Origin of the sequence: Aeromonas sp. PrichA-15, assembly GCF_017939245.1 — a bacterium.
In the GTDB taxonomy this organism is placed as follows: Bacteria; Pseudomonadota; Gammaproteobacteria; order Enterobacterales; family Aeromonadaceae; genus Aeromonas; species Aeromonas caviae.
The window spans coordinates 1-24,411 of the sequence record NZ_JAGKRH010000116.1 but is presented as its reverse complement, the minus strand read 5'-3'; the positions used below and the strand labels follow the sequence as shown (position 1 = coordinate 24,411).

The 24,411-nt window shown below is 63.9% G+C and carries 21 protein-coding genes; 7 read left to right on the top strand and 14 right to left on the bottom strand.

Going from position 1 to position 24,411, the window contains the following annotated elements:
• Positions 1-216 precede the first annotated feature (216 nt).
• The 3 genes from J9889_RS14740 to aguA all read right to left on the bottom strand — a co-directional run bounded on the left by J9889_RS14740 (position 217) and on the right by aguA (position 4,447).
• Positions 217-1,257, bottom strand: coding sequence for an IS481-like element ISAs19 family transposase (locus J9889_RS14740; protein WP_104452167.1), 1,041 nt, complete (start codon positions 1,255-1,257; stop codon positions 217-219).
• A 261-nt stretch (positions 1,258-1,518) separates the two neighbouring features.
• The gene (locus J9889_RS14735) at positions 1,519-3,222 is read right to left on the bottom strand and encodes an amidase (RefSeq protein ID WP_210557185.1); all 1,704 of its coding nucleotides are present in this window, start codon (positions 3,220-3,222) and stop codon (positions 1,519-1,521) included.
• 127 nt (positions 3,223-3,349) lie between these two features.
• Positions 3,350-4,447: an agmatine deiminase gene (gene aguA / locus J9889_RS14730; protein ID WP_210557180.1), complete on the bottom strand. Its 1,098-nt coding sequence runs from the start codon at positions 4,445-4,447 to the stop codon at positions 3,350-3,352.
• A gap of 146 nt (positions 4,448-4,593) precedes the next feature.
• Between aguA and J9889_RS14725 the strand changes: the two genes are divergently transcribed.
• Positions 4,594-5,505, top strand: a complete 912-nt coding sequence (locus tag J9889_RS14725) for a LysR family transcriptional regulator (RefSeq protein WP_210557178.1) — start codon at positions 4,594-4,596, stop codon at positions 5,503-5,505.
• Between the two features lie 155 nt (positions 5,506-5,660).
• On the opposite strand, the gene J9889_RS14720 is transcribed toward J9889_RS14725, so the two are convergent.
• A complete protein-coding gene (locus tag J9889_RS14720) occupies positions 5,661-6,227 on the bottom strand; it encodes a TetR/AcrR family transcriptional regulator (protein WP_010672924.1) in 567 nt (188 codons plus the stop codon).
• Positions 6,228-6,394: 167 nt separating this feature from the next.
• Here J9889_RS14720 and J9889_RS14715 point away from each other — a divergent pair, with 167 nt between their 5' ends.
• Both J9889_RS14715 and J9889_RS14710 read left to right on the top strand, forming a co-directional pair.
• Positions 6,395-7,432 (top strand): alkene reductase, encoded by a 1,038-nt coding sequence (locus tag J9889_RS14715; RefSeq protein WP_210557174.1) that lies wholly within the window; start codon positions 6,395-6,397, stop codon positions 7,430-7,432.
• 192 nt (positions 7,433-7,624) lie between these two features.
• Positions 7,625-8,536, top strand: a complete 912-nt coding sequence (locus J9889_RS14710; protein WP_080990037.1) for a bifunctional helix-turn-helix transcriptional regulator/GNAT family N-acetyltransferase — start codon at positions 7,625-7,627, stop codon at positions 8,534-8,536.
• Between the two features lie 56 nt (positions 8,537-8,592).
• On the opposite strand, the gene J9889_RS14705 is transcribed toward J9889_RS14710, so the two are convergent.
• From J9889_RS14705 to J9889_RS14690, 4 genes are all read right to left on the bottom strand, one after another.
• Positions 8,593-9,537, bottom strand: a complete 945-nt coding sequence (locus J9889_RS14705; protein WP_210557172.1) for a bile acid:sodium symporter family protein — start codon at positions 9,535-9,537, stop codon at positions 8,593-8,595.
• 103 nt (positions 9,538-9,640) lie between these two features.
• The gene (locus tag J9889_RS14700; RefSeq protein WP_128273809.1) at positions 9,641-9,979 is read right to left on the bottom strand and encodes a nuclear transport factor 2 family protein; all 339 of its coding nucleotides are present in this window, start codon (positions 9,977-9,979) and stop codon (positions 9,641-9,643) included.
• Positions 9,980-10,147: 168 nt separating this feature from the next.
• Positions 10,148-11,737, bottom strand: a complete 1,590-nt coding sequence (gene prfC, locus J9889_RS14695) for a peptide chain release factor 3 (protein WP_104453182.1) — start codon at positions 11,735-11,737, stop codon at positions 10,148-10,150.
• 244 nt (positions 11,738-11,981) lie between these two features.
• The gene (locus J9889_RS14690; RefSeq protein WP_210557170.1) at positions 11,982-13,850 is read right to left on the bottom strand and encodes a diguanylate cyclase; all 1,869 of its coding nucleotides are present in this window, start codon (positions 13,848-13,850) and stop codon (positions 11,982-11,984) included.
• A gap of 196 nt (positions 13,851-14,046) precedes the next feature.
• Between J9889_RS14690 and J9889_RS14685 the strand changes: the two genes are divergently transcribed.
• Positions 14,047-15,051, top strand: a complete 1,005-nt coding sequence (locus J9889_RS14685) for a sensor domain-containing diguanylate cyclase (protein WP_104455296.1) — start codon at positions 14,047-14,049, stop codon at positions 15,049-15,051.
• Between the two features lie 12 nt (positions 15,052-15,063).
• Here the strand turns inward: J9889_RS14685 and viaA are convergent, their stop codons facing one another.
• Together viaA and J9889_RS14675 are read right to left on the bottom strand one after the other, a co-directional pair.
• Positions 15,064-16,518, bottom strand: coding sequence for an ATPase RavA stimulator ViaA (gene viaA, locus J9889_RS14680; RefSeq protein ID WP_201985499.1), 1,455 nt, complete (start codon positions 16,516-16,518; stop codon positions 15,064-15,066).
• 95 nt (positions 16,519-16,613) lie between these two features.
• Complete coding sequence (locus J9889_RS14675) at positions 16,614-18,227, bottom strand: ATPase RavA domain-containing protein (protein WP_201997552.1); 1,614 nt, start codon at positions 18,225-18,227, stop codon at positions 16,614-16,616.
• 215 nt (positions 18,228-18,442) lie between these two features.
• Between J9889_RS14675 and J9889_RS14670 the strand changes: the two genes are divergently transcribed.
• Both J9889_RS14670 and rimI read left to right on the top strand, forming a co-directional pair.
• On the top strand, positions 18,443-18,880 hold the full coding sequence (locus J9889_RS14670; protein ID WP_210557168.1) for a DNA polymerase III subunit psi: 438 nt from the start codon (positions 18,443-18,445) through the stop codon (positions 18,878-18,880).
• 74 nt (positions 18,881-18,954) lie between these two features.
• Positions 18,955-19,404, top strand: coding sequence for a ribosomal protein S18-alanine N-acetyltransferase (gene rimI / locus J9889_RS14665; RefSeq protein ID WP_103255305.1), 450 nt, complete (start codon positions 18,955-18,957; stop codon positions 19,402-19,404).
• A 71-nt stretch (positions 19,405-19,475) separates the two neighbouring features.
• On the opposite strand, the gene J9889_RS14660 is transcribed toward rimI, so the two are convergent.
• Positions 19,476-20,018 carry a hypothetical protein gene (locus J9889_RS14660; RefSeq protein WP_042016521.1) on the bottom strand — a complete coding sequence of 181 codons (543 nt, stop codon included), beginning with the start codon at positions 20,016-20,018 and terminating at the stop codon, positions 19,476-19,478.
• A gap of 181 nt (positions 20,019-20,199) precedes the next feature.
• Here J9889_RS14660 and J9889_RS14655 point away from each other — a divergent pair, with 181 nt between their 5' ends.
• Positions 20,200-21,990, top strand: coding sequence for a long-chain fatty acid--CoA ligase (locus tag J9889_RS14655; protein ID WP_103244259.1), 1,791 nt, complete (start codon positions 20,200-20,202; stop codon positions 21,988-21,990).
• A gap of 60 nt (positions 21,991-22,050) precedes the next feature.
• On the opposite strand, the gene J9889_RS14650 is transcribed toward J9889_RS14655, so the two are convergent.
• The 3 genes from J9889_RS14650 to J9889_RS14640 all read right to left on the bottom strand — a co-directional run.
• Positions 22,051-23,265 (bottom strand): aldose 1-epimerase family protein, encoded by a 1,215-nt coding sequence (locus tag J9889_RS14650; protein WP_103260801.1) that lies wholly within the window; start codon positions 23,263-23,265, stop codon positions 22,051-22,053.
• A gap of 227 nt (positions 23,266-23,492) precedes the next feature.
• A complete protein-coding gene (locus J9889_RS14645; RefSeq protein ID WP_202041178.1) occupies positions 23,493-24,185 on the bottom strand; it encodes an aspartate/glutamate racemase family protein in 693 nt (230 codons plus the stop codon).
• Positions 24,186-24,276: 91 nt separating this feature from the next.
• The coding region (locus tag J9889_RS14640; RefSeq protein ID WP_210538105.1) for a transposase at positions 24,277-24,411 on the bottom strand (135 nt) is incomplete at its 5' end.

Here is a 24,411-nt window from a genome sequence, read left to right as displayed (position 1 = left end):
GAGTTGGACAAACAGGCAGAGCAGTTCAAGTTACCCGCCCGCCGAGAACGAAGTTACCCAAGGTGCATCAAAGCCAAACCACAGAAGTATGCGACGAGAAAACCTAGTAAAAACAATGCCAGTCAGGCTTAACTGACTGGCATTACCCGCATAACGGGTGGTTTTTTTGTACAGATCTAGTTATCACCTGACACCGGCCTCAAACCGGTGTCTTGTTTACGCTACTTTAGTGCGCACTTCCTTCGGTATCAATTTCAGACCCTTCTTGAACATGCTGTAGGGGGTCTGACCCTCCATCATCCTGCCCTGATGTGGCCGCTGGGTGTTGTAGTGTCCCAGGTAGCTATCCAGGTCTGTCTGCATCTGTTCTACCGACTCATACCAGGTCGTTCTCCCCTTGATACGGAAGTGTTCATCCAGCAGTGTGCGATGCAGTCGCTCGATAAAACCGTTGCTCTGCGGCCTGCGTACCTTGGTTGTCCGGTGTTCAATTCCCTCCAGTTGCAGAAACAGCTCGTAGGGATGATGGTCTGGGCGCCCACAGAACTCGCGCCCGTTATCTGACAGGATGGTATAGACCCGAGCCTCATGGGCTTCGAAGAACGGCAGTACCGTTTCATTGAGCACATGAACCGAGGTCACCGGCAGCTTGCTGGTGTAGAGCCGTCCCCAGGCATGGCGACTGTAGCAGTCCAGCACGGTTTGCAGATACACCTTGCCAACCCCCTTGAGCGCGCCGACGAAGAAGGTGTCAACCGCTACCAGTTCTCCGGTGTAGTGGACCTCAATCTGGCGTTCGCGAAACTCGGGGCTGAAGCGTTCTAACAGGCGGATCTGCTCGTCATTGAGCTCAATGGTCTGCTCCCGGTGGGTTTTCTCGAGGCGCAACAAGCGGTCATGCTTGGAGAGCAAGTCGTGACGTTGCCACACGCCACGCACACCGCCTGCACTGACGTTGATGCCTTGCAGAGCCAGTTCTTGCGCGACCCGCAGCGGGCCATGGGTTGGTCTGGTGAGAGAGTAATCGAGGATGGCTTGCTCAATCTCGGGAGCGACCCGGTTGGGATGAGCGCCTTTACAGCCGGGGAGTTTGTCGAGCAAGCCCTCGGCGCCATAGGTCTGGTAGTTACGGCGAATTTCGTAGAACTGCTGACGGCTGTAGCCGATGAGCTTGCAGGCTTTACTGACGTTATTGAGCTCTTTGGCGAGCTCTAGCAGACTGAGTTTACGACGTGCTACTTTCTCGTTGGTGGTCATACGGTGACTCCGGATAACACGGTAGGGGTACCGTTTTGTTATCCGGTTTGAAGCCGTATGACCACTCCCTTTTGTGGGCAACTGTCAGGTGAATACCATCTCCATACATTTAGGGTCATAGAGGTGCTCAGCAAAGCGTCAAGCACCCGACGGTAATATCAGTCAGTTGGCAAGAGAGGTTGTCTCGCCTGAACCTCTGAACTGATAAATATAAGGCTCCCATCGGGAGCCTTATTAGATGAGTCACACGCCGAGCGAATCTCACCCCAACGGCGGCGTGCGTGGCGGCACCCTGCGCTTGCTGCCGGTGGACTCGAAGGCCGAGGCGACGCGCAGCAGGTTGTTGTCGTCATAGGCGCGGCCGGCGAAGGTCAGGCCCACCGGCATACCGATATCGGCCATGATGCCCATGGGGACGGTAACGGTCGGCACGCCGAGGTGGCGAATGGCGAGGTTGCCGTTGGCAACCCAGATGCCGTTGCTCCAGGCGATATCGGCGGAGGCCGGATTCACATCCGCATCAGCCGGGGCGACGTCGGCGACGGTGGGGAACAGCACGGCGTCGAGCTTGAGCCCGTCCATCCAGTTTTCCAAGTCCAGCTTGCGGGTCTTCTCCAGCCCACGCAGGCCGTCCGGCACTGTGGCGATCTCGTCCCAGGATTTCAGGCCGCGCTTGGCCATCTTGACGTACTCGTCCATGCCCGCCGCGAGATCGCCCTCGCGGTTCGGCAGGGTGCCCGGATCGTGGGGGAAGATCTTCGGCCCATCGACATCTTCAAGTTTGTTCAACTTGGGATCGCCGTTGGCACGCAGGAAGTCGTCGAAGGCCCAGCCGGATAGCTCCCACAGCTCGTCGTTGAGAAACTCCGGGCTCACGATGCCGCGATTGAACACGGTCGGCGCGCCGGGTCTGTCCCCTTCGCAGTTGGAAACCAGCGGGAAGTCCACTTCGATGACTTCTGCGCCCGCAGCTTCCAGCGCCTTGCGCGCCTCTTCCCAGAGGGCAATCACGGACGGACGGGTATGGATGCGCTGACCGGTCGGGCCGCCGATGCCGGGGTGCTCGCTGGTGCCGGCCAGTTCATCCTTGTTGATAAACATGCGCGGCACGCCGAGGCGCTTGCCCTTGAGGGCATCGGCCTTGGCAGCCAGATCCAGATAGGAAGCCGGACGCACCTCGGAGGCCTTGGGCAGTTGCACCCAGGGCTGCATGCGCCAGAGATCGCCGCGAGTCTCGGCATCGTCGGCGACCACCACATCCAGCACTTCCAGCAAATCATTCATGGTGCGGGCGTAGGGCACGACGACGTCCATGGTCGGGGTCAGGGGCCAGTTGCCGCGCACCGAAATCACGCCACGGGACGGGGTGTAGGCACACAGGCCGTTGTTGGACGCAGGACCCCGGCCGCTCGACCAGGTCTCTTCCGCCAGACCGAAGGCGGAGAAGCTGGCGGCGGTGGCAGTGCCGGCCCCGTTGGAGGAGCCGGAGGCAAAGGGCGCGGTCAGGTAGTCGGCGTTGTAGGGGCTCTCGGCGCGGCCATAGACGCCGCGCTGCATGCCGCCATTGGCCATGGGGGGCATATTGGTCTTGCCAAGGCAGATGGCACCGGCGGCGCGCAGGCGCTCGACGGTAAAGGCATCGCGCTGGGCCACCAGATCCTTGAAGGCCGGGCTGCCGGAGGCGGCGGTCAGCCCCTTGACCAGATAGCTGTCCTTGGCGGTGTAGGGGATGCCGTCGAGCGGCCCCAGGGTTTCCCCACGGGCGCGTCGGGCATCGGAATCTTGCGCCTCTTTCAGGGCATCGGGGTTGGGCACCACGACGGCATTGAGGCGGGTTTGTGTCTCGGGGCCGTCATAGGCGGCGATCCGGGCCTGATAGGCCTCGACCAGTTCGACCGCGGTGGTGCGGCCTGATTCGAGCGCGGCACGCAGCTCGGCAATGGAAACCTCGGTCACTTCGATCATGGGGATCTCCTGTAAAAGGGTGACTGTTTGTCATGATGATCGCCGCATCGGCGCCTGCGACCATCACGTCATCAAGGGATAAAACCCCACGGCGTGGGGTTTTGAATTTCTACACTCTTCGACCAGCTTACTGACCTGAAGGGATCTGCTGGGTAATGCAGTGAATATTGCCACCGCCCAGCAGGATCTCGCGAGCCGGTACGCCGATCACGGTGTGCTCCGGGAAGATCTCTTCCAGAATGCGCTGGGCTTCGCCATCGGTGGCGGCATCCAGCAGCGGATAGACGATGCGATCGTTGGTGATAAGGAAGTTCACGTAGGAACCGGCCAGACGGCCTTCTGCCTCGCGCGGCACACCGGTACCGCTCTCGACGCCAGCAGACTCCTCTTCAGTGCAGTAGAGCGGGCCCGGCTGGGGCAGCTTCCACACTTTCAGCTTGCGCCCCTTGGCATCGACCGCCGCTTCCAGCACCTTGAGGGCGGCCACGGAGCGGGCGTACTGGGGATCGTTCTGATCGTCAGTCCAGTGCAGGGCCACTTCACCCGGACGCACGAAGCAGCACATGTTGTCGATGTGGCCGTCGGTTTCGTCCATGTAGACGCCTTCGTCCAGCCAGATAAAGCTGGTGACGCCCAAATAGTCGCGCAGGTGAGCCTCGATCTGATCCTTGGTCAGGTGCGGGTTGCGGTTCTCGTTGAGCAGGCACTCGGCGGTGGTCAGGCAGGTGCCTTCGCCATCCACGTGGATGGAGCCCCCTTCCAGAATGAGCGGCGCGGCGTAACGATCCATGCCGTGCTGCTCCAGCATCCGGGCCGCCACTTTCTCGTCCTGATCCCAGGGATAGTAGAGACCACCCTTGTGGCCGCCCCAAGCGTTGAAGCCCCAATCCACCCCACGGCACTCGCCGGCCGCGTTGGTAACGATGGTGGGGCCGGTATCGCGGGCCCAGCAGTCATCGCTGTTCATCTCGACCAGGGTGACGTGGGCGGGCATGATGGCGCGAGCCTGCTCCATAAACTGGGCCGGCACCCCCATAAAGACCGGGGTGGCTTGCCCGATGGCATCGGCCACCTTGGCGAAGGTGGCTTGCGCGAAGCGACCGGCGACGCGCCAGTTGTCCGGGCGGAACGGCCAGATCATCCAGACGGCCTGCTGGTGAGCCCACTCGGCGGGCATGGTGAAGCCGTCGGCGGCCGGCGTGGAATTCATGGTCTTGATGCTCATCGCAAGGCTCCTTGCATGGATTGAGGCCCCCGATTTGCCTGGGAACCCTGAAAAAATAAGAGTGGGTCGCAGTGTAAGAAGTTGCGCGCCCATCCATCAAATGAATAGGATTAATTGTCCCATAAACACGGCGAATAATCCCCCCCATGAAACTGCACCAGCTCGACCTCAATCTGCTGCTCGCCTTTGACGCCCTGATGACGCAAGGGAGCGTGACGCGCGCCGCCGAATCGCTCTTTATCAGCCAGCCCGCCATGAGCCACTCCCTCGGCCGGTTGCGGGCCTTTCTCGGCGACCCGCTGCTGGTGCGCACGCCCCAGGGGATGTTGCCGACTCCCCGGGCCCAGCGCCTGCACCTGGGGGTGCAGCAGGCACTGCGGCTGCTGGAGCAGCAACTCTGGGAGGAAGACGAGTTCGCGCCGCGCCAGTCGAAGCGCCGCTTCGTGCTCTGCACCACGGATTACGTGGAGTGCGTGCTGATCCCCCCCCTTATCCAGCGCCTCAGGAAGCTGGCCCCCGGCGTCACCATCGAAATCCGCATCCTGCGCGATACCCTGCCCGAAGCCGAGCTGGCGAGCGGCGAGATAGATCTCGTGCTGGGGTTTGACGAGTACATGCAGGTGCCGGGGTATCTGGGCAAGGAGACCTGGCTCACCGAACCCCTGGCCGGTCTGGTGCGCGCCACCCTGGAGCTGGAGGAGGAGCGCATCACCCTCGACCAGCTAATCGAGATGCCCCATGTGTTCCACTCGCCGCTCGGCACCTCGGAGGCGAGCCTCGACCGCTATTTGCAGAGCCTGGGCCATAGCCGCACCATCTCGGTCAACAGCCAGAGCTATATGTCCGCCGCCACCATCGTGAGCCAGAGCGATCACCTGCTGGTGCTGCCCAGCATGGTGGCGGAGCTGCTCGCCAGCCACTGGCCGCTGAAAAGCCTGCCCCTGCCCGACGACGTGCCGGACTATCACCTCAACTGTGTCTGGCACCCGGTGCATGCGCAGCAACCCGCCTTGATCTGGTTGAAGACGTTGATGAAGGATCTGGTGAATCCGGGCTAAGCGGCTGCGGCTGGCAGTTCCGCCCCCTCATCCCCAACCCTCCTCCCATTCTTTTGTAAATGAGCGGGAGAAGGGGGCAAAACCCCTGCTGCGTGTGGCATTCCCAGCAACAACAAAGGCTCCCGCGGGAGCCTTTGTTGTTTCCATCCTCGCCATCACGCCCGCAGGGCGCTCATCATCCGGGCGACGACACCGGCCAGCAGAGGGCGGTCGGGGTGGCACTGGGCGAAGGTGACCAGTCCCTGGATATGGACCTGCAAGAAGGCGGTCAGGGTGGGGATGTCCCCCTCTTTTGCCAGCTCTCCCTGCGCCTTTGCCAGGGCCAGCTGCCCGGCCAGATCCTGTTCCAGCTCGCCGTAGATGGCCTTGAAGCGAAGGTGCAGCTCCTCGTCCTGCTCCGCCAGCTCCATCAGGGTGCGGGTCAGCAGGCAGGAGCCCTGCAGGGCATCGTCCACCACCTGCTCGAGGAAGGCGTGCAGCCCCGCCAGCGGGCTGGGCTGTGCCAGGCAGCGGCGGCGCAGGGCCCCCTTCTCTGCCACATAGTGATCGACCGCCGCCAGCAGCAGGCCGCGCTTGTTGCCAAAGGCGGCATAGAGGCTGCCCGGGTGCAGGCCGGTTGCGGCCACCAGCTCCTGCATGGTGGTCTTGGCATAGCCTTTGGCGCGAAAGGCTTCCATGGCGTTTCGCAAGACGGCATCCCGATCGTATTCGGCGCTGCGCATGGGGTCTCCGGTGGCAAGGTCCCGCGGGACGGAAAAAACAGGGCGGCAAGTTTACCCCAGCCTCCCCCGTCAATCCATGTTGAATGCTTGCTCAAAAAATACTTGCACACAAACCAAAAAACGTCTTGAATGCCCGTTCAAGAATCACTCCCTCAGGACAGACGATCATGAATACCCTGTTTCAGCCCTATCGCCTCAACGACACCCTCACCCTCGCGAACCGTTTCATGATGGCCCCCCTCACCCGCTGCATGGCGGGCCCGGGTCTGGTGCCCACCGAACAGATGGCCGCCTACTACAGCCGCCGCGCCGACATCGGCCTCATCATCTCCGAAGCCACCATCATCCGTCCGGACGGGCAGGGCTACCCCAATACCCCGGGGCTCTACAGCGCCGAACAGATCGCCGGCTGGAAGAAAGTGACCAGCGCCGTGCATGCCAACGGTGGCAAGATCTTCGCCCAGCTGTGGCACGTGGGCCGTCTCTCCCACCCCTTCTTCCACCACGCCGAAGTGCTGGCCCCCTCCGCCGTCGCCCATGAGGGCACGGTGCCGCGCATGCGCGAGCTGGTCTATCAGGTGCCGCGCGCCCTGACCGGGAGCGAAATCGCCCAGCTGGTCGAGGATTACGCCCAGGCCGCCGCCAACGCCATCGAAGCGGGCTTTGACGGGGTAGAGATCCACGGTGCCAACGGCTACCTCATCGATCAGTTCCTGCACCACGCCAGCAACCTGCGCACCGACAACTACGGCGGCAGCCCCGAGAACATGAGCCGCTTCGCGCTGGAGGTGGTGGATGCCATCGCCGCCCGCATCGGCGGGGATCGCACCGGCCTTCGTCTCTCCCCCGGCGCCTATGTGCACCTGGAAGGGGATGCCCGGGATCGCGCCGTGTTCGACCACCTGCTGGCCGAGCTGAACCAGCGTACTCTGGCCTATCTGCACCTGGGTATCTTCGATGACAGCCTCACCTTCGACTACCTGGACGGCCGCGCCTCCGACTACCTGCGTGCCCGCTACGACGGCCACCTGGTGGGAGTGGGCAACTACAGCGCAGAGACCGCGCTCGAGGCCATTGAGGCGGACCGCTTCGACCTCGTCGCCATCGGTCGCCCCCTCATCGCCAACCCGGACTACCTCGCCAAGGTGAAGCAGGGAGAGGCGCTGACCCCCTATGCCGACACCATGCTGGCCGAGCTGGTCTAACCCTCGCCGGCGCCTTGCCTGACCAAGGATGGGATCCGCGCCCCCGCGCGGGTTTCCAATGTTTGGGCCCTCTCCCGGGCCCTTTTTTCTGCCTGCCTTTCGCCCTTTTTCACGCAAATGGTTGTCACCAACAACCAAAAGATGGTATTGGTTGCGCACAACAACCAAATACCATCACAAGGAGACAACCCCATGGATCCCCGCCCCCTGCGCGCCCTGTCGAGGGAACTGGTACGCGAACTCGGCATGCTCTCCCAGCAGTGCGGCTCGCTGGCCCTGAGCCCACTGGAGGCCCACCTGCTCATCGAGCTGGAGAACGGTCCCGCCACCAACCAGCAGCTTGCCGAGCGCCTTCGCATCGACAAATCCAACGCCAGCCGCCCCCTGGCCCGCCTCGCCGAGCGGGAGCTGATCGCCTGGCAACCCCACCCCTCTGACGGGCGCAGCAAGGAGGCGAGCCTCACCGAGCCGGGCAAGGCACAGCTTGAGGAGCTGCACCGGCAGATGGACGAGACCATGGCGGGGGCCCTGGCCCAACTCTCCCCCGCCGAGTGCGAGCAGATCTGGGAGGGCATGCGGCTCTATCGCAGCGCCCTCTCCCGCGCCCGCCGCCAGCAGGGCTTCGTCATCCGCCCCATCACCCCGGCCGACAATCCCCGGATCGCCGCCGTGGTGCGCGCCGTCTCCGCCGAATACGGCCTCACCGCCGACAAGGGGTACGGGGTGGCGGATCCCAACCTCGATTTTCTCCACGAGACCTATCAGGGGGAACGCAGCCGCTACTGGGTGATTGAGGGGCCGGACGGCACCATTCTTGGCGGGGGCGGCATAGCGCCGCTGGCGGGGGCACCGGATGTGTGCGAGCTGCAGAAGATGTACTTCCTGCCCGCCCTGCGGGGGCTGGGCCTGGGACGGCGGCTGGTCTTGCAGGCGCTGGCCGAGGCTCGCGCCCTGGGTTACCAGCGCTGCTATCTGGAGACCACCGCCGTGCTGCGGGAAGCCACCGCCCTCTATGAATCCCTGGGCTTCGAACACCTGCCGGGGCCCCTTGGCTGCACGGGCCACGACGCCTGCGAGATCTGCATGGTGCTGGCGCTCGACTAGCTCAAACAACAACAAGGGGCCCATGGCCCCTTGTTGTTTCATCTGTCGCCCCCTGATCAGCCAGCGCGCTGCTCCAGGGTCCCAGCAGGCCGGGAAAGCGGTCGCTTGGCCCAGACCCCGGCCAGCAGCGAGCCGGACAGGTTGTGCCAGACCGAGAAGAGGGTACCAGCCATGGCCGAGGCGGGAGTGAAGAACTTCATGGCCAGCGCCGTGGCGAGGCCAGAATTCTGCAACCCCACTTCGAAGGCCACGGTGCGGCAGATCCGCTCCTCAAAGCCCAGCCAGTGACTGACCCAGTAGCCCGCCGCAATGCCGATGCCGTTGTGCAGGATCACCGCCAGCGCCACGATGGGGCCGATGCTGGCGAACTGCCCTGCGTTGAGGGCGACCACGATGGCGATGATCATGACGATGGCGGCCATGGAGACGAGCGGCAGCACGGGCTCGATACGTGCCGTCAGGGAGTGGAGGAAGACATTGGCAACCACCCCGAACACCACGGGGATCAGCACTATCTTCACCAGGCTCAGCAGCATGTCCAGCACCGGCACGTCGACGCTCTTGCCAGCCAGCAGCTGCACCAGCAGGGGGGTGACGAAGACCCCGAGCAGGGTGGAGAGAGCTGTCATGGTGATGGAGAGAGCCACATCGCCCTTGGCCAGATAGCACATCACGTTGGAAGAGGTGCCACCGGCGACGCTGCCCACCAGCACCATGCCCACGGTCAACTCGGCATCAAAGCCCAGCAACAGGCTGACCAGCAGAGCGGCCAGCGGCATCACGCTGAACTGCAATACCAGCCCGAGGCCGATGGCCTTCTTGTTGCGCACCACGTCGAGGAAGTTCTGGGGTTTGAGGGTCAGCCCCATGGCCAGCATGATGATGGTCAGCAGCGGCACTATCTGGCCCTTGAGGCCGACGAAGGGCTCGGGCTGCCAGTAGGCCAGCAGGGAAAACAGCAGGGCCCAAAGCGGGAAGAGGTGGGTGATGCGTCCAAGCATGGTGTACTCCTTGTTATTGTCCAGACGCGGGCAGACCAGGGGATGCCCGCAGGGAACTTTCTCTTATACCAGCTTTGTCGCCGGCAGGCCCGTGTCGCGGCGCTCAGGAAGGGAAATAGAACCAGGCGGTCTGGATAAGACCCTCCTTCACCTCGAACACCGCCACGCTCTCGATGGGCTCGGGGGAGAGGCCGTGGATCAGCTCGTGATCAAACACCTTGTTGCCCAAGACGGTGCGTGACAGCAGCTCGGCCTTGAGCAGCGGGTTGTTGAATCTGTGCTGTGCATAGAAGGCCCGCAGCGCCCCCTTGCCGACTGTGCTCGGCGTCTCGGTCGGCATGCGATAGCCTTTGAAATCCGGGGCAAAGCAGGCCACGAAGGCGTCGAGGTCGTGGGCATTGTAGGCGGCAAACTGCGCCTTTACGGGTTGGGTGACGGACATGTCCCTCTCTATGGGTGAAATTAAAATCACTTATCCTGGGTTTTTATTCAATCATCAAGCCCCGGATGGGGATCTACGCCCCTTCCAATGACACGCCCCATAACAAAAAACCCCGCCGAAGCGGGGTCTCTCTGGTCATCCGCCACCCGCTGTGCGCGGGCGGGGTGATCAGTGTTCGCGGGTCTGGCGGAAGTGAACGTCCGGGTGACGCTCCTGGGCCAGGCGCAGGTTGACCATGGTCGGCGCGATATAGGTGAGGTTGTCACCCCCATCGAGGGCCAGGTTGACCTCGTTCTTGCGCTTGAACTCCTCGAACTTCTTGACGTCGGTCCCTTCCACCCAGCGGGCGGTGGCGACGTTGACCGCCTCGTAGATGGCCTCGACGTTGTACTCGCTCTTGAGGCGCGAGACCACCACGTCGAACTGCAGCACACCGACCGCACCGACGATGAGGTCGTTGCTGATGAGCGGACGGAACACCTGCACCGCCCCCTCTTCGGAGAGCTGCACCAGCCCCTTGAGCAGCTGCTTCTGCTTGAGGGGGTCACGCAGGCGGATGCGGCGGAACAGTTCCGGCGCGAAGTTCGGGATGCCGGTGAACTTGAGATCTTCACCCTGGGTGAAGGTGTCGCCGATCTGGATGGTGCCGTGGTTGTGCAGACCGATGATGTCGCCGGCACAGGCCTCGACCGCCTGTTCACGGTCACCGGCCATGAAGGTGACGGCGTCGGAGATGTTCACGTCCTTGCCGATGCGCACGTGACGCATCTTCATGCCCTTGGAGTAAGTGCCTGACACGATACGCATGAAGGCGATACGGTCGCGGTGTTTCGGGTCCATGTTCGCCTGGATCTTGAACACGAAACCGGAGAACTTCTCCTCGGTCGCCACCACTTCGCGGCTCTCGGCCTTGCGCGGCATGGGGGCTGGCGCCCAGTCGGTCAGGCCATCCAGCATGTGGTCGACACCGAAGTTGCCGAGGGCGGTCCCGAAGAAGACCGGGGTCATCTCGCCGGCGATGAAGGCAGCGTGATCGAACTCGGGAGAGGCGCCCTGCACCAGCTCCAGCTCGCCACGCAGCTGGGCAGCCAGATCGTCGCCGATGGCGGCATCCAGCTCGGGGTTGTTCAACCCCTTGACCACCCGCTTCTCCTGGATGGTGTGGCCCTGACCGCTCTGATAGAGATAGGTCTCGTCCTTGTAGAGGTGATAGACACCCTTGAAGGATTTGCCACAGCCGATAGGCCAGGTGATGGGGGCGCACATGATGTTGAGCTCGCGCTCCACCTCGTCCATGACCTCCATCGGATCGCGCACTTCGCGGTCCAGCTTGTTCATGAAGGTGAGGATGGGGGTATCCCGCAGACGGGTCACTTCCATCAGCTTGCGGGTCCGGTCTTCAACACCCTTGGCGGCGTCGATGACCATCAGGCAGCAGTCGACCGCCGTGAGGGTACGGTAGGTATCTTCGGAGAAGTCCTCGTGACCCGGGGTATCGAGCAGGTTGACCAGGCAGTCGGCGTAGGGGAACTGCATCACGGAAGTGGTGATGGAGATACCGCGCTGCTTCTCCATCTCCATCCAGTCGGATTTGGCGTGCTGGCCCGAGCCACGGCCCTTGACGGTACCGGCCCGCTGAATGGCCTGTCCGAACAGCAGGACCTTTTCGGTGATGGTGGTTTTACCCGCATCCGGGTGCGAGATGATCGCAAAAGTGCGTCTCTTGGAGACTTCACTCAGAAATTCAGCTGACATAATTCGACGTTCTTCTATTGAGCGGCGGCCTGGAGCCACCGTGGGAAAAATGCGGGACAGCACCTTGGAATCAGGGCGCCCATGCAGACAACGACACCACGCGGGCGGGTCAGTGACCGCCGGTGGAGACAGGAGAAGCGCGTTGCATTACATGGGTCTGGCCCCGGATCAAAGCAAAATTGCGCGGCATTATACCCGCGCGAGTGAAAAATACCCAGCCCGCTATCACGGGGGCCCGGGGTCGGCCTCACCGGGCCGTCATCACCCGGTTGCGCCCCGCCAGCTTGGCCTGGTACATGGCCTCGTCGGCCCGGCGTACCAGCTCGCCCAGGTTGTCATCCTCGGGTTTGTACTGGGCGCAGCCGATGCTGATGTGGATGGGGTGATCCGCAGGCACTCCCTCAATCTCGAGGCAGGCGACGGCGAGGCGGATCCGCTCCGCCACCTCGACGGCCTCGCCCAGGAGGGTATCCGGCAGCAGCACCAGAAACTCCTCGCCGCCGTTGCGCCCCACCCTGTCGAGGCTGCGCAACTGCTCCTCGATGCACTGGGCCACGGCGGTGAGCACCCTGTCCCCCACGTGGTGGCCAAGCTGGTCGTTCACCTTCTTGAAGTGATCCACATCCAGCAGCAGCACGCACAGGGGGTTGCCCTCCTCCCGCGCCTGGGTGAACCATTTGCGCCCCTTGGCCTGGATCTGGCGCCGGTTGTGGATGCCGGTCAGTTCGTCCGTCATGGCGAGGCGCTGCATCTTGCGGGTTCGCCCGCGCTGGTGCACCACCAGGGTGCCCATCACCACCACCAGCAGGGCCACCACCAGGTATTGCCAGTAGCGCCGCTCCTGCAACTGCTTGAGTTTCTCCGCCTGCAACTGCTGCTGGGACCTGAGGGTCTGGTTTTCCAGCTCCTTGCGGGCGAGATCGAACTCGAAACGCATCTGCAAGGAGCGCTGTTCCCGCAATCTGAGCTCGAGGGCCTGGCGGGTCTCGACATAGGTCTTGAGGCTGGTGAGGGCCGACTGGATGTGCCCCTGACGCTCCAGCACCCGGGCCCGTGTCTCATGCACCCGGGCGAGGAAGCGCAGGTTCTGCTCCCGGGTAAAGATGGGCTCGGCCTCGTCCAGGTGCCGCAGCGCCTCGCCGGGTCGGTTCAGGGCCTCGAGGACCTCGGCCATGACGAGGTTCCAGTGGCCCAGGGTGACGCTGTCCGCCCCCTCCCCCTGATGAAGGGAGGCTGCCGCCTGATCGAGCTTGATCATGGCCTGGTCCGGCTTGCCCTGTTTCTGCAGGATAGTGGCCAGCTCTATCCGGCTCCAGGCCAGGACCCCTTCCTGGTTTGATCCCATATAGTAACGCTCCGCTTCGGCCATCAGGGGCAGCGCCTTGTCGTACTCTTCGGTGTCGATGTAGAGGAGCCCCTGCTGGCTGTGAATGTCCACCAGGTACTCCTCGACCCCGAGCTGCCGGTAGTCGTGCTCCAGCTCCTTGAAATAGCTCTCGGCCCGCTCATAGAGCCCCATCCTGCGATAGGCATTGGCAATATTGGCGAGCACCTCGCGCCCCTTGGCCTCCAGCTCGAGCGCCTCGTATCGCTGGTGGGCATCGATGAGATCCATCAGCCCCTCCGCCAGCTCCCCCTGGTAGGAGTACATCTCCCCCCGCAGGCTCAGGATGTCGGCACGCTGACGCTCATCCCCGAGCCGGCGAGCCAGGGTCAGGGCGGCGTCGTAATCCTCCCCGGCCCCGGCCATGTTGCCGAGCAGTTGCCGGTGATAGCCGCGACAGGCGAGCAACCCCACCTCGGTGACCCTGTCCTTGCGGGCACGGGCCTGTGCCAGCCCCTGCTCGGCAAACGCCACCGCGCGGCGAAACTCCTCGTCCCGTTCACCCGGCAGGGCCCAGCACTGCAGCCGGGCAAGACGCCCCTGCACCTCGGGCGGATAGTGTGCCTGTCCGGCAACCAGGGCGGCGACGCGCTCGCGAAACACCTGCACCGGCATCGCCGACTCTTCCAGCTGCTGCAACGCCAGCTGCAACTCGTGCCCGGCCAGTGGCGCCGCCTGGGCCAGGGCAACCCCCAGCCACAGCAACAGGCCACATCCCATCAGGATCTTCATGCGGACTTTTTCTCCTCTTCACCGGCCGGACGCCACGCTCATCGCTGTCATCATATCCCCACAGACTCTGGGCGCACAGCCGTCAGAGGGTGGGAAAACGCCTCATATCGGACGAGAGCCTCCCCTATCCCCTTCTTTACAGAAGGAGTAGAGTGCATCGACTATATATGCTTTCGAACAGGGGAAGGGATGAGGAATGACCTACGAGGAGCTGAGGGAGGCTTACGACAGGTTGTTGCTGGAGAACGAGCGTCTCAAACGCATCGCGGATGACGCGCGGGAGAAGCTGGACGCAGCCATGGACGGCACCGGCCTGTGCATCTGGCAGAACCATGTGCCCACCGGCAAACTCATCATCTTCAACCGGCGCTGGGGCTCCATGCTCGGTTACCAGCCCAAGGAGCTGTCGGCCCACTTCGACGTCTGGCGCGCCCACCTGCACCCGGAGGACAGGGAGCAGGTGCTGCAGGCCTTCTTCGATCATCTGGAGGGCAAGAGCCCGTTTTATCAGGCGATGCACCGCATGATCGCCAAGGATGGCAAGACCACCTGGGTGCTGGACCGGGGCCGGGTGGTGGAGCGGGATGATCAGGGCAACCCCGTCCGGGTGATGGGCACCCACATCGACATCACCCACGAGAAGGAGTACGAGCAGCAGCTCGCCCAGCTTGCCCACCGGGATCCCCTCACCGGCCTGTTCAACCGCACCGCGCTGCACCGCCACTTTCCCGGGGAGTACCAGGCCATCTGTTTCATCGATCTCGATGACTTCAAGCTGGTGAACGACAACCTGGGCCACCGGGCAGGTGACGAACTGCTGGTTTCCCTTGCCCAGCGCCTTCGCCACTGCTGCGGCGAGGAGGTACGGCTGGGGCGCATCGGCGGGGACGAGTTCGTGCTGCTGCTGCCCTGGGCGTGCGACGATCCCCGCACCAGCAACCTCGCCCGCCAGTGCATCGATGCCATCGCCACCCCCTTCGAGCTGCCCAACGGGGACGCCTCGGTGGGACTGAGCATGGGAATTGCGGCCATCCGGCCCCAGGACGATTTCGGCGCGGCGCTGGCCCGGGCGGATCAGGCCATGTACAGGGTCAAGCGCAGCGGCAAGCGGGGTTTTTACATTGCCCAGCCAAGCGGTCAGCCGCTGCTGGATCAGGAGCAGGTCAACGAACGGGGCCTCTACCACAGGCCCACGCTCTGAGCCTGAGCGCCCTCAATGGCGCTGCCAGCGCCGCAGCAGGCGTCCACGCAGGCCGCAATCGAGCAGCCAGCTGTTGTCGAACACCCGCAAAATGGCCGCCTTGGCGTGACGGGACATGGCGACCGCATGGAAGCGTGTCTGCTGCGCCCGTCGCCGGTTCATCCGCTCGAGCAGGGCGTGGGGCAGGTTCTGGGCGATGAAGTCGGAGATCACCAGCACGTCGGCCTTGGCAAAGGCGGGTTGTTCGAGCTGGGTCAGGGCCTGCTCCAGGCAGGGCACCAGATCGGTCCCCCCGTGAAAACTCATGGAGAGAAAGCGCTCCGCCTTCTCAAGCCCGGTGTCGGCGGTGATCTCCAGGGTCACCACCTCGGTGGAGAAGAGCATCAGATAGCAGCCCCGCTTCTCCTCCATCGCCCCCTTGAGCAGGGCGAGAAACAGCGCCTTGGCGCACTCCTCCGGATAGCCCCCCATGGAACCTGACGTATCGACGCAGACGATGAAGGGGCCCCGCGGCTGCACCTCCTGCCCTCCCTGCTCGGGGGAGCGCAGCATCAGACGCTGGCGCGGCAGGGTGCCCCGCGACTGGTAGCTCAGCAGGCGCCGCTCCAGATAACGGCGATAGAACTCCAGCTCCAGCTCCGGCAGCGCCAGCATCACCGCCTCGCTCGGCAGGAGGCGCATCAGATCGCTGGCCGGGTGCACCCCCACCAGATCGTCGGGCACATCGTCACTTTGCACCTCCTCCAGCTCGTGCACAGGCACCGGCGGCAGCGTCCTGTCCTCGCTGCGCCGCTCCCGCTCGCTGCGCCCAAGCAGGGCGGCAATCTCCGCGAGCAGAGGCTCCTGCTGCAACATGCGGGCGTACTGCTTCACCAGCGCCAGGCTGCGCTTGTGCCAGCTCCCCTGGGCCAGATCCCAGAGCCCCCCGGCGGAGATCTGGTGCGGATCCAGGGCATCGGCCAGGGTCCGGTTGGCCAGCAGTTGATCCTCTATCTCCTGGCGCTGCTTCTCCCGCTCCGCCTCCGCTATCTGCTGCTGCAACTGCAACAGGCTGCCCACCAGGCTGGCGCGCCACTTCTCGATGAAGAGCTGGCGCAGCCCCTCGGTGGGCTGGGCCACTATCTGGCGCACCAGGCTGCGGGCATCCCCCGCAAAAGGGCTGTGCTGCTCAAGGGCTTCCAGCAGGGCGGGCAGGCGCCCCACCAGCTCCGGCAGGGGCAGTTGCCGGTGGGCCTGATAGAGCAGGTATTCCCGCTCGAGGGCCACCGGCACCGGCTTGTGGCGCATCTCCTCCCCAAGCTGTTCGCTCCAGGTCTGGATTCGCTTTCTGAGCAGCTTCCCCTGCAGGGGCGAGCGCTTCAGGAACTCGGAGATCTTGGGGGTGGAGGCAAGCAGCAGCGCCATCTCCCCCGCCAGCTCCCCCTCCCCCATGAGCAGCCCCAGGTCCATCATGCCGATCTCTAGCATGGGCCACCCCGGGCGTTGAGATGTGATGGAATATCATGCTGACTAAACATGTTTTTCATCCTGTTTATTTCACCAGCCCCACGTCAGACGCGACGTCACCCCTGTGCATCGAGAAGAGGCAGACGATCCCGCCACTGCTGCAGCTCGGCCCCCAGCCGCTCCAGGTCCCGGCTCAGCACGAAGAAGCTGTCCTCCACCTGACGCAGCCAGTGGTCCCCCACGAACAGATGGGGCTGGTGACGGTCGAACAGGTTGCGCTGGCCCTTGAGGTTTTGCAGCACCCGGTTCACCTGGCCCGTCAGGTCGTCCAGGGCCGACAGCCAGGGGGCCATCACTACCTCGGGGATGGGGGTGCGCTCCACCAGCATCAGGGGCACGGGCTGGCGCTGGATATCCAGCACGTGCAGCCGCAACTGCTCGTCCAGCACCAGCTCGTAGTGCCCCTCCTTGGGGTTGCCGAGGGGCCAACCCACCAGCGCCTCCCCGGTGGGGTGCCAGTGAGAGAGCAGGGTGCGATCAAAGGTGAGGGTGCCGGTGAGGCGCTCGGGATCGCTGCCATCCAGGGGCGCCGGGGTGAGCAGCTGGAAGTGCACCAGCTTGCCGAACGGCCTGGCTTTGGCCAGCGGCAGTTCGGTGCCGCGGGCGCGGCGGCCGAACCACTGCTTGCGCTTGACCGCCTTGCAGCCGATGCGCAGGGCGACCGCCCCCTGCAACTGCTTGAACTGCTCGCGCAGGGAGAGCAGCTCCCGGGTCAGCGCCAGTTGCTGGTAGCCGTAGAGGCGGGAAAACTCGCCGATCATCTCCAGCAGCGCGGTGCGGGAAGCCTCGTCGTGCCAGAGGCAATCCTTGAACAGCAGCAGATCCAGGGGAGCCACCTCATCGCGGCCATTGAAGAAGGCGCTCGCCTTGATGAGCCGCACCGCCTTCTTCCAGCGCCGATCCGAGACATAGCAGCCGTGCCCGAGCTGACTGTCGAGCTGCTGGCGCAGCTGGTAGATGAGTTCGAAACAGGCGTCCGGCAGGCGCACCTGCTCGATGGCATCCTGCCAGGCGTCGTACTCTTCCCCCCGAATCTGCACCGAGGGGGTCAGGTTCTGATGGGACTGGCCATCGCTCGCCAGCATGGCCTGGAAGTTGGATTTCTCCTGCACCCTGTCCATCCAGACCCGCACCAGCATGCGGTCGTAGAGCGCCTCCAGCCCGCTGTCCGGGGCAGGCAGCTCGTTCGAGGCGGTGACCAGCAGCCGCATGGGAATGGGGTGCTGGCTGTCGCCGTTGCGAAACTGCCGCTCGTTGATGGCGGTGAGCAGGGTGTTGAGGATGGCGGGGCCCGCCTTCCAGATCTCGTCGAGGAAGACCACCTCGGCCTCCGGCAGGTAGCCGCTGGTCAACCGCAGGTACTTGCCATCCTCCTTGAGCGCCTGGATGGAGAGGGGGCCGAACACCTCCTCCGGCGTACTGAAACGGGTCATCAGGTATTCGAAATGGCGGGCATCCTGAAACGCCAGCTTGAGGCGCCGCGCGATCAGGCTCTTGGCGATGCCCGGGGGGCCCAGCAGAAAGACGCTCTCGCCACTCAGGGCCGCCAGCAGGCCGAGCCGCAGGGCATCCTGGCGCTCATACAGTCCCTCACCAAGGGCGGAAAGGAGCCGTGGCAGGCGCTCATGAATGGGGGTGGCACGAACAGTATTCTGGGCTAAAGGCGGCATAGGCACAGTTCCGAAGCTGATAGGTCATCCGTGGTGACGGGGTCCGGCCTCTGGCCCCGCCCCACTCTCATTGTCTGTCATCTCTGCCCCCGGGGGGCGCTCGTTTGCCATCGCCACAGGGCGAAAAGCGCACGTCCGGGGTGCAGCAAATCCCGCGAGAGTGTACTCTGCGCATCATTATTTACCCCAACGCAGATCAAGAGTGAGCCTTCGCCATGCAAGATCCCCTGCTGGACCCGCTGCGCCAGCGCATTCTGGCCCGCATGGGCATCCCCCTCTGGCAACAAAGAGGCCGACTCCTGGCGGGAGGCACCAGCCCCGACGGCGCCGCGCAGCCGGCAAACACGCCCGCCGACGAGGTGCTGGCCCCGCAGGAGACTGCCCCTCTGCCGACCGGCAAGCTCTGGCTGCTGGCAGAGACGCTGCCCGCGCCCTCCCTGTTCGGGGACATCTGCCGCTGGCTCGGCCTTGGCACGGACGAGGTCTCCCTGCTGTCCGAGATGCCTTCCCTGCCCGCGGGGGCCACTTCGCCCCTGCTCTGGCTGACGGCGCCGGACCCTCGCTGGCCCGATGCCCTGGTCTGCCCGCTCAAGCCCGATGGGGCGCACAAGCGCGCCCTCTGGCAGCAGTGCCGGCAGCGCCACACCCCTTGATGCTCACGACCATGGCACGGCCATGGTGTCCATCGCAAGCCTGAATCCCGTCCGGAGTGACCATGTCTGACCTCTTGCCCCACTTTCGCCCCCTGCTCGAATCGGACTTCGAAGCCATCTACCCCATCGAGCAGGCCGCCCACCAGGAGCCCTGGAGCCAGGCCAACCTGCTCTCCTGCTTCGGGCCGCGCTATCTCAACGGCCTGATGCTGGTGGACGGACGACCGGCCGGTTTCTACATCTCGGATCTGGTGGCGGGAGACAGCTCCCTGATGAATCTCTGCGTGCATCCCGATTTTCAGGGCAAGGGGCTGGGGCGGGCGCTGCTCAGGGAGTACCTGGCCCGCAGCAAGGCCGGCAAGGCCGAGGCCTGGTTCCTGGAGGTCAGGGCCGGCAACCGCACCGCCATCAACCTCTACGAGAGCGAGGGGTTTGCAGAATATTGCCGCCGCGCCGACTACTATGGCACCGGGCAGGAGAGGGAGGATGCCGTGCTGATGTCCCGTCTGTTCGACTTCGGCTGACAACCCGCAGCAGACCGCCGTCAGCGGACGCCCCCCTCTGACCTCCCTGACTCCCCCTCTTCGCTTCCCCCTCAGGGCAGGGGCGCGTTGTCGATGGAGGGGTCTTCCAGGCTCAGGGTCACCCTCAGCACGGCCTCGAAGGCGGCTCCCGAGAGGGGCATGAAGAAGCCGCGACCATAGGTGACGCCGGGCATCCAGATCTGTTCGATATCCACCGCGATCTTGATGGGGCGAAGCGGCTCACCCGGTCGCTGGACATAGATGCCAGGGGCCGTCGCAACCTGGGGGAAGCGGCGCAGAATGTGCTCGCTACCATCCCCCGCATCCGGGTTGAGTCGCACCTTCACCAGCCCCGCCAGGGCGGATTGCATCTCGGGGGCACGCCACAGCCTGGTATTCAGCGCCTTGCAGCGTCGGCACTTGGCGCGCTCGATCACGTAGAGCAAGGGGTATCCTTCCCTCAGCGCCAGCCGCTGCGCCTGCTCATAGCCCTCGGCGCCACTCAGCCAGGGATTATCCTGCTCCCCCGCCCCCCCCAGCAGATACCAGAGGGCGCCTGCCCCCGCCAACAGCAGCAACACGCCGGTGAACAGGCTCTTGATCCCGATATTCATGGTGCAACTCCCTGAATGAATCCGATCCCTGCCCCCTATCATGCCTCACTCTCATCTGGTTGACGACTTTGTGATCCAGGACAAATGGCGCACACTTGTAAGCTGTAATGTTAGAGTTTAAACTCCAGCCCCGATTTTGGTGCCCCTGCGGGCGCACAACTGTTACTTGAGGATGCGTGAGATGTCGCAGTTTCATCTGGTTAGAGTGATGCGCGAGCGTATTGCCCGCCTTGGCAACAAGGCCGCCCTGCGCGTCCAGCAGGATGGCCAGTGGCGCGCCATCGGCTGGCGAACCCTGGGTCAGGCCATGGATTATTGCGCCCAGGGACTGATCCGGGCGGGCCACCAGTCCGGCGAGATGGTCGGCATCTATGCCCGCAACATGCCCGAGTGGACCCAGGCCGACCTCGGCATCCTGGCCGCCCGCGGCGTCAGCGTGCCCATCTACCCCACCAGCACCCTCGATCAGCTGCGCTACATCGTCAAGGATGCCGGCATCAGGATGCTGTTCGTGGGGGAGCAGCCCCAGTTCGATCAGGCGCTGCACCTCATCGACAGCGGCGAGATAAGCCACATCGTCGCCCTGGACGGCACCGTCGATCTGCGCGGCTGCGCCTCGGCCAGCCACTTCCAGACCTTCCTCGTCTCCGGCAACCACCAACCCAGCGAGCAAGTGCTGCGCGAGCGCGAGCGCCACTACCGCATGGACGACCTGCTGACCCTCATCTACACCTCGGGCACCACGGGCGAACCCAAGGGGGTCATGCTCGATTTCGCCAACATGGCCGCCTGCTTCGAGATGCATGACGCTCGCCTCGACCTCAGCGAGCAGGATGTCTCCCTCTGCATGCTGCCGCTGAGTCATGTGTTCGAGCGCGCCTGGAGCTACTACGTGCTCTATTGCGGCGCCGAGAACGTCTACATTCGCGACCCGCAGAAGGTGATGGATGTCATCGGCGAGGTGAAGCCCACCGTGATGTGCGCCGTGCCCCGCCTCTACGAGAAGGCCTACGCCATGATCCAGGCCAAGGTCGCCCAGGCGCCGCGCCTGCGCCGCGCCCTGTTCGGCTGGGCCACCCGGGTGGGCAAGCAGATGGTCGCCACCCGTCAGGCGGGCAAGTCCGCCTCTCCCCTGCTCTATGGCCAGCTCTGGCTTGCCGAGCGCCTGGTGTTTCGCAAGCTGCGCGCCCGTTTCGGCGGCCGCACCCGCTTCCTGCCGGTGGCGGGCGCCCGTCTCGCGGACGAGGTGAATCTCTTCTTCCAGGCCATGGGGCTCAACCTCAAGTACGGCTACGGCATGACCGAGACCACCGCCACCGTCTGCTGCTATGAAGACACCCAGTTCAGGCTGGGCTCCATCGGCACGGCGCTAAACGGCATCGAGGTGAAACTCGGCGAGAACAACGAACTGCTGGTGCGCGCCCCCACCGTGATGCGTGGCTACTACAACAAGCCGGAGGCCACCGCCGAGGTGATGACCGAGGATGGCTTCCTGCGCACCGGCGATGCAGGCGAGCTGGATGACGAGGGCAACATCTACTTCACCGAGCGCTTGAAGGAGCTGATGAAGACCTCCAACGGCAAGTACGTGGCGCCGCAACTGGTCGAGGGGACCCTCGGCAAGGATCGCTTCATCGAGCAGATTGCCATCGTCGCCGATGCCCGCCACTTCGTGTCGGCGCTCATCGTGCCCTGCTTCGAGTCCCTGGAGGAGTACGCCCGCTCCATCAACCTGCAGTACCAGTGCAAGACCGAGCTGCTGCGCCACTCCCGAGTGATGGAGTTCTTCGAGGCCCGCATTCAGGATCTGCAAAAGGAGCTGGCCAAGTTCGAGCAGGTGAAGAAGTTCACCCTGCTGCCGAGCGCCTTCTCCATGGAGCTCGGGGAGATCACCCCCACCATGAAGCTGCGCCGCAAGATCATCGAGGCCAAGTACCAGCGCGAGATAGAAGCCATGTACAGCCACGTCTGATCGACGGGCCTGATATGAAAAAGCCGCTCATGGAGCGGCTTTTTGCTGGGCGTCTCTCCCTTATGGCAGCTTGACCAGGGGTTGCTCGCGCAGCTCGGTGGCCCGACCGCCCTGGATCTTCTCCACCTGGGCCAGGGCCTGCTTCACCTCGTCGGCATTTTGCAGCAGGCGATAGGTCAGATCGAAGGTCTTGGTCTCCCCCGGCTGGATCTTGGGGACCAGCCCGAGCGGGCGCTGGTACTTGGTGCTGTAGGCATAGCTGGTACCGGGTTCGATGCCGGTCACATAGCCCTGGGCCCGGGTGTCGGTGTTCTTCCACAGGGTCAGCACCGGCAGCTGTCTGATGTTGTAGCCCACCGCCACTCCGGCGTTGCCGGCCCGGTTGTTCAGCACTGCCAGGGTATTGCCGTCGGCGTCGCTGTAGGGCACCAGGTTGAACACCATCTCGTCGAAGCCCTTGGTGGGCCCCAGATAGGTTTGCCAACCCTTGAGTCCGGCCTTGGCGTAGTCATTGAACGGGGAGATCTGCTTCACCGGCGTGCTCACCCTGGCACCCTCCTCCAGAATGGGGGCCCCGAAGTTGCCGTGATAGATGATCTGGTACTCGTTCTCGTAGTCCGCGTGGTTGGTCAGCTTGTCCTGCAGGGCAAATTCCGCCTGACCGGGCACCACGCTCAGCTGGGTCCAGGTGACCAGTTCGCTCATCTTGAAGGTGCGCTCGTCCACCCGGCCCAGCACGTGGATGGCATAGGGCGGCTCTTCGTCCACGGTCACGCTGACCACGGAGGCGGGAATGTTCTGCACCCGGCCATGGAGGCTCTTGAGGCGGCCGTCGTCATCCACTCCGGGATGACCCGTCCACTCGTAGCCGCAGCGCACCAGCATCTCGTTGAAGCCGTCGAGCCAGCCGAGGCCCCCACGGCTCTCGAGATCGATGAAGGCGGGATTGACCACCTCCTTGACCGGTGAATCCCAGCCGAGGCGCAGATCCGCCGCCTTGACCTCCTTGATCCCCATGCCGCGGGTCGGCACCAGGGTGATCTTCATGACGCCGTTGTCGACGATGAGCAGATCCACCCCTTCCTGGCGGCCGCCGTGCAGGCGTTTCTTCTCGATGGTGAAGGGAACCGGGCTCTTGATGCCTAGCTTCTCGCTGGTGATCTTCCAGTCCCCCACATCCAACCCTTGCTGGGAGTCGGTCAGCAGAAATTCGGCGGCGTGACCCGCGGTGGCGCCCAGGGCGAGCAGCACGGCAATGGAGAGTTTCTTCAACATGGATTTATCCTCGTGTCTCTTGTTTTTGTGAAAGCTGAATCGTTTCAGTGATCGAAAACTAGGCGTCTGACGCCCCGGACTCAAGAGACAAAAAGAGGAAATGTGAGCCGATTGACAATAAAAACGGCTTCAGCCCTGCTGAAATGAAGGCTGACTCACAGTTATGAAAGGAGGAAAAAACAGGCGGGGCGCCGAGAGGGGCGCCCCCTCACCCCGCCTGCACCACATCAGGCAAGGGCCAGCGTCACCGCGGCTTCGGCGTGGATGGCGGTGGTGTCATAGAGGGGCACGGCGGCCTGGCACGCCCCCACCAGCAGGGCGATTTCGGTGCAACCCAGGATCACCGCCTGGGCACCGGCCTGTGCCAGATCGGCGATGATGGCCAGATACTCGGCCTGAGACGACTCGCGAATGTCGCCGAGGCAGAGCTCGTCATAGATGATGCGGTGCACCCGCTCCCGTGCAGCGTCTTCAGGCACCAGCACCTCCAGCCCGAAGCGCTCCTGGAGCCGCCCCTTGTAGAAATCCTGCTCCATGGTGAAGCGGGTGCCGAGCAAGCCTACCCGGGTCACCCCGTCGGCCTGGAGGCGATGGGCCGTGGCATCGGCGATGTGGAGCAGGGGAATGTCGATGGCGGCCTCGATCTCCGGCGCCACCTTGTGCATGGTGTTGGTCCCGATCAGCAGAAAATCGGCGCCACCGGCCTGGATGGCCCTGGCCTCGGCCGCCAGCAGACGGGCGGTGGCGGGCCAGTCACCGGCGTGCTGCAACCGCTCTATCCCGGCAAAATCCACGCTGCTCAGCAGCACCCGCGCCGAGTGCAGACCGCCGAGCCGCTCGCGTACCCCCCGGTTGAGGGCCTGGTAATAGCTGACGGTGGACTCCCAGCTCATGCCACCCAGCAGACCGATACATTTCATGGGATCTCCTTATGTCACCCGATGGTGCAAACCAATGCCGCAATCCCTCAGGGGGCGCGTTTGATCGCACCGCCCCGGCAATAAAAAAGGTTCATCGCGGCTTTCCGGGGAAGGCCGCCTTGATTTTCAGAAAAAAGTATTCTGAGTCCCTAAATCCATATGCCATGCGCTTTATCACTTTGATCTTGTTGTTCACCCCTTCCAGCACACTCGTGTGCATCGGGTA

What these genes read in the sequence shown, in the direction of transcription:
- aguA (WP_210557180.1), bottom strand. Translation starts at nt 4,447, where the DNA reads ATGAGCATCAAGACCATGAATTCCACGCCGGCCGCCGACGGCTTCACC.
- J9889_RS14715 (WP_210557174.1), top strand. Translation starts at nt 6,395, where the DNA reads ATGAATACCCTGTTTCAGCCCTATCGCCTCAACGACACCCTCACCCTC.
- J9889_RS14650 (WP_103260801.1), bottom strand. Translation starts at nt 23,265, where the DNA reads ATGTTGAAGAAACTCTCCATTGCCGTGCTGCTCGCCCTGGGCGCCACC.
- J9889_RS14685 (WP_104455296.1), top strand. Translation starts at nt 14,047, where the DNA reads ATGACCTACGAGGAGCTGAGGGAGGCTTACGACAGGTTGTTGCTGGAG.
- J9889_RS14690 (WP_210557170.1), bottom strand. Translation starts at nt 13,850, where the DNA reads ATGAAGATCCTGATGGGATGTGGCCTGTTGCTGTGGCTGGGGGTTGCC.
- J9889_RS14675 (WP_201997552.1), bottom strand. Translation starts at nt 18,227, where the DNA reads ATGCCGCCTTTAGCCCAGAATACTGTTCGTGCCACCCCCATTCATGAG.
- J9889_RS14725 (WP_210557178.1), top strand. Translation starts at nt 4,594, where the DNA reads ATGAAACTGCACCAGCTCGACCTCAATCTGCTGCTCGCCTTTGACGCC.
- J9889_RS14710 (WP_080990037.1), top strand. Translation starts at nt 7,625, where the DNA reads ATGGATCCCCGCCCCCTGCGCGCCCTGTCGAGGGAACTGGTACGCGAA.
- J9889_RS14655 (WP_103244259.1), top strand. Translation starts at nt 20,200, where the DNA reads ATGTCGCAGTTTCATCTGGTTAGAGTGATGCGCGAGCGTATTGCCCGC.
- J9889_RS14645 (WP_202041178.1), bottom strand. Translation starts at nt 24,185, where the DNA reads ATGAAATGTATCGGTCTGCTGGGTGGCATGAGCTGGGAGTCCACCGTC.
- J9889_RS14720 (WP_010672924.1), bottom strand. Translation starts at nt 6,227, where the DNA reads ATGCGCAGCGCCGAATACGATCGGGATGCCGTCTTGCGAAACGCCATG.
- J9889_RS14705 (WP_210557172.1), bottom strand. Translation starts at nt 9,537, where the DNA reads ATGCTTGGACGCATCACCCACCTCTTCCCGCTTTGGGCCCTGCTGTTT.
- J9889_RS14660 (WP_042016521.1), bottom strand. Translation starts at nt 20,018, where the DNA reads ATGAATATCGGGATCAAGAGCCTGTTCACCGGCGTGTTGCTGCTGTTG.
- J9889_RS14670 (WP_210557168.1), top strand. Translation starts at nt 18,443, where the DNA reads ATGCAAGATCCCCTGCTGGACCCGCTGCGCCAGCGCATTCTGGCCCGC.
- J9889_RS14740 (WP_104452167.1), bottom strand. Translation starts at nt 1,257, where the DNA reads ATGACCACCAACGAGAAAGTAGCACGTCGTAAACTCAGTCTGCTAGAG.
- viaA (WP_201985499.1), bottom strand. Translation starts at nt 16,518, where the DNA reads ATGCTAGAGATCGGCATGATGGACCTGGGGCTGCTCATGGGGGAGGGG.
- J9889_RS14700 (WP_128273809.1), bottom strand. Translation starts at nt 9,979, where the DNA reads ATGTCCGTCACCCAACCCGTAAAGGCGCAGTTTGCCGCCTACAATGCC.
- J9889_RS14735 (WP_210557185.1), bottom strand. Translation starts at nt 3,222, where the DNA reads ATGATCGAAGTGACCGAGGTTTCCATTGCCGAGCTGCGTGCCGCGCTC.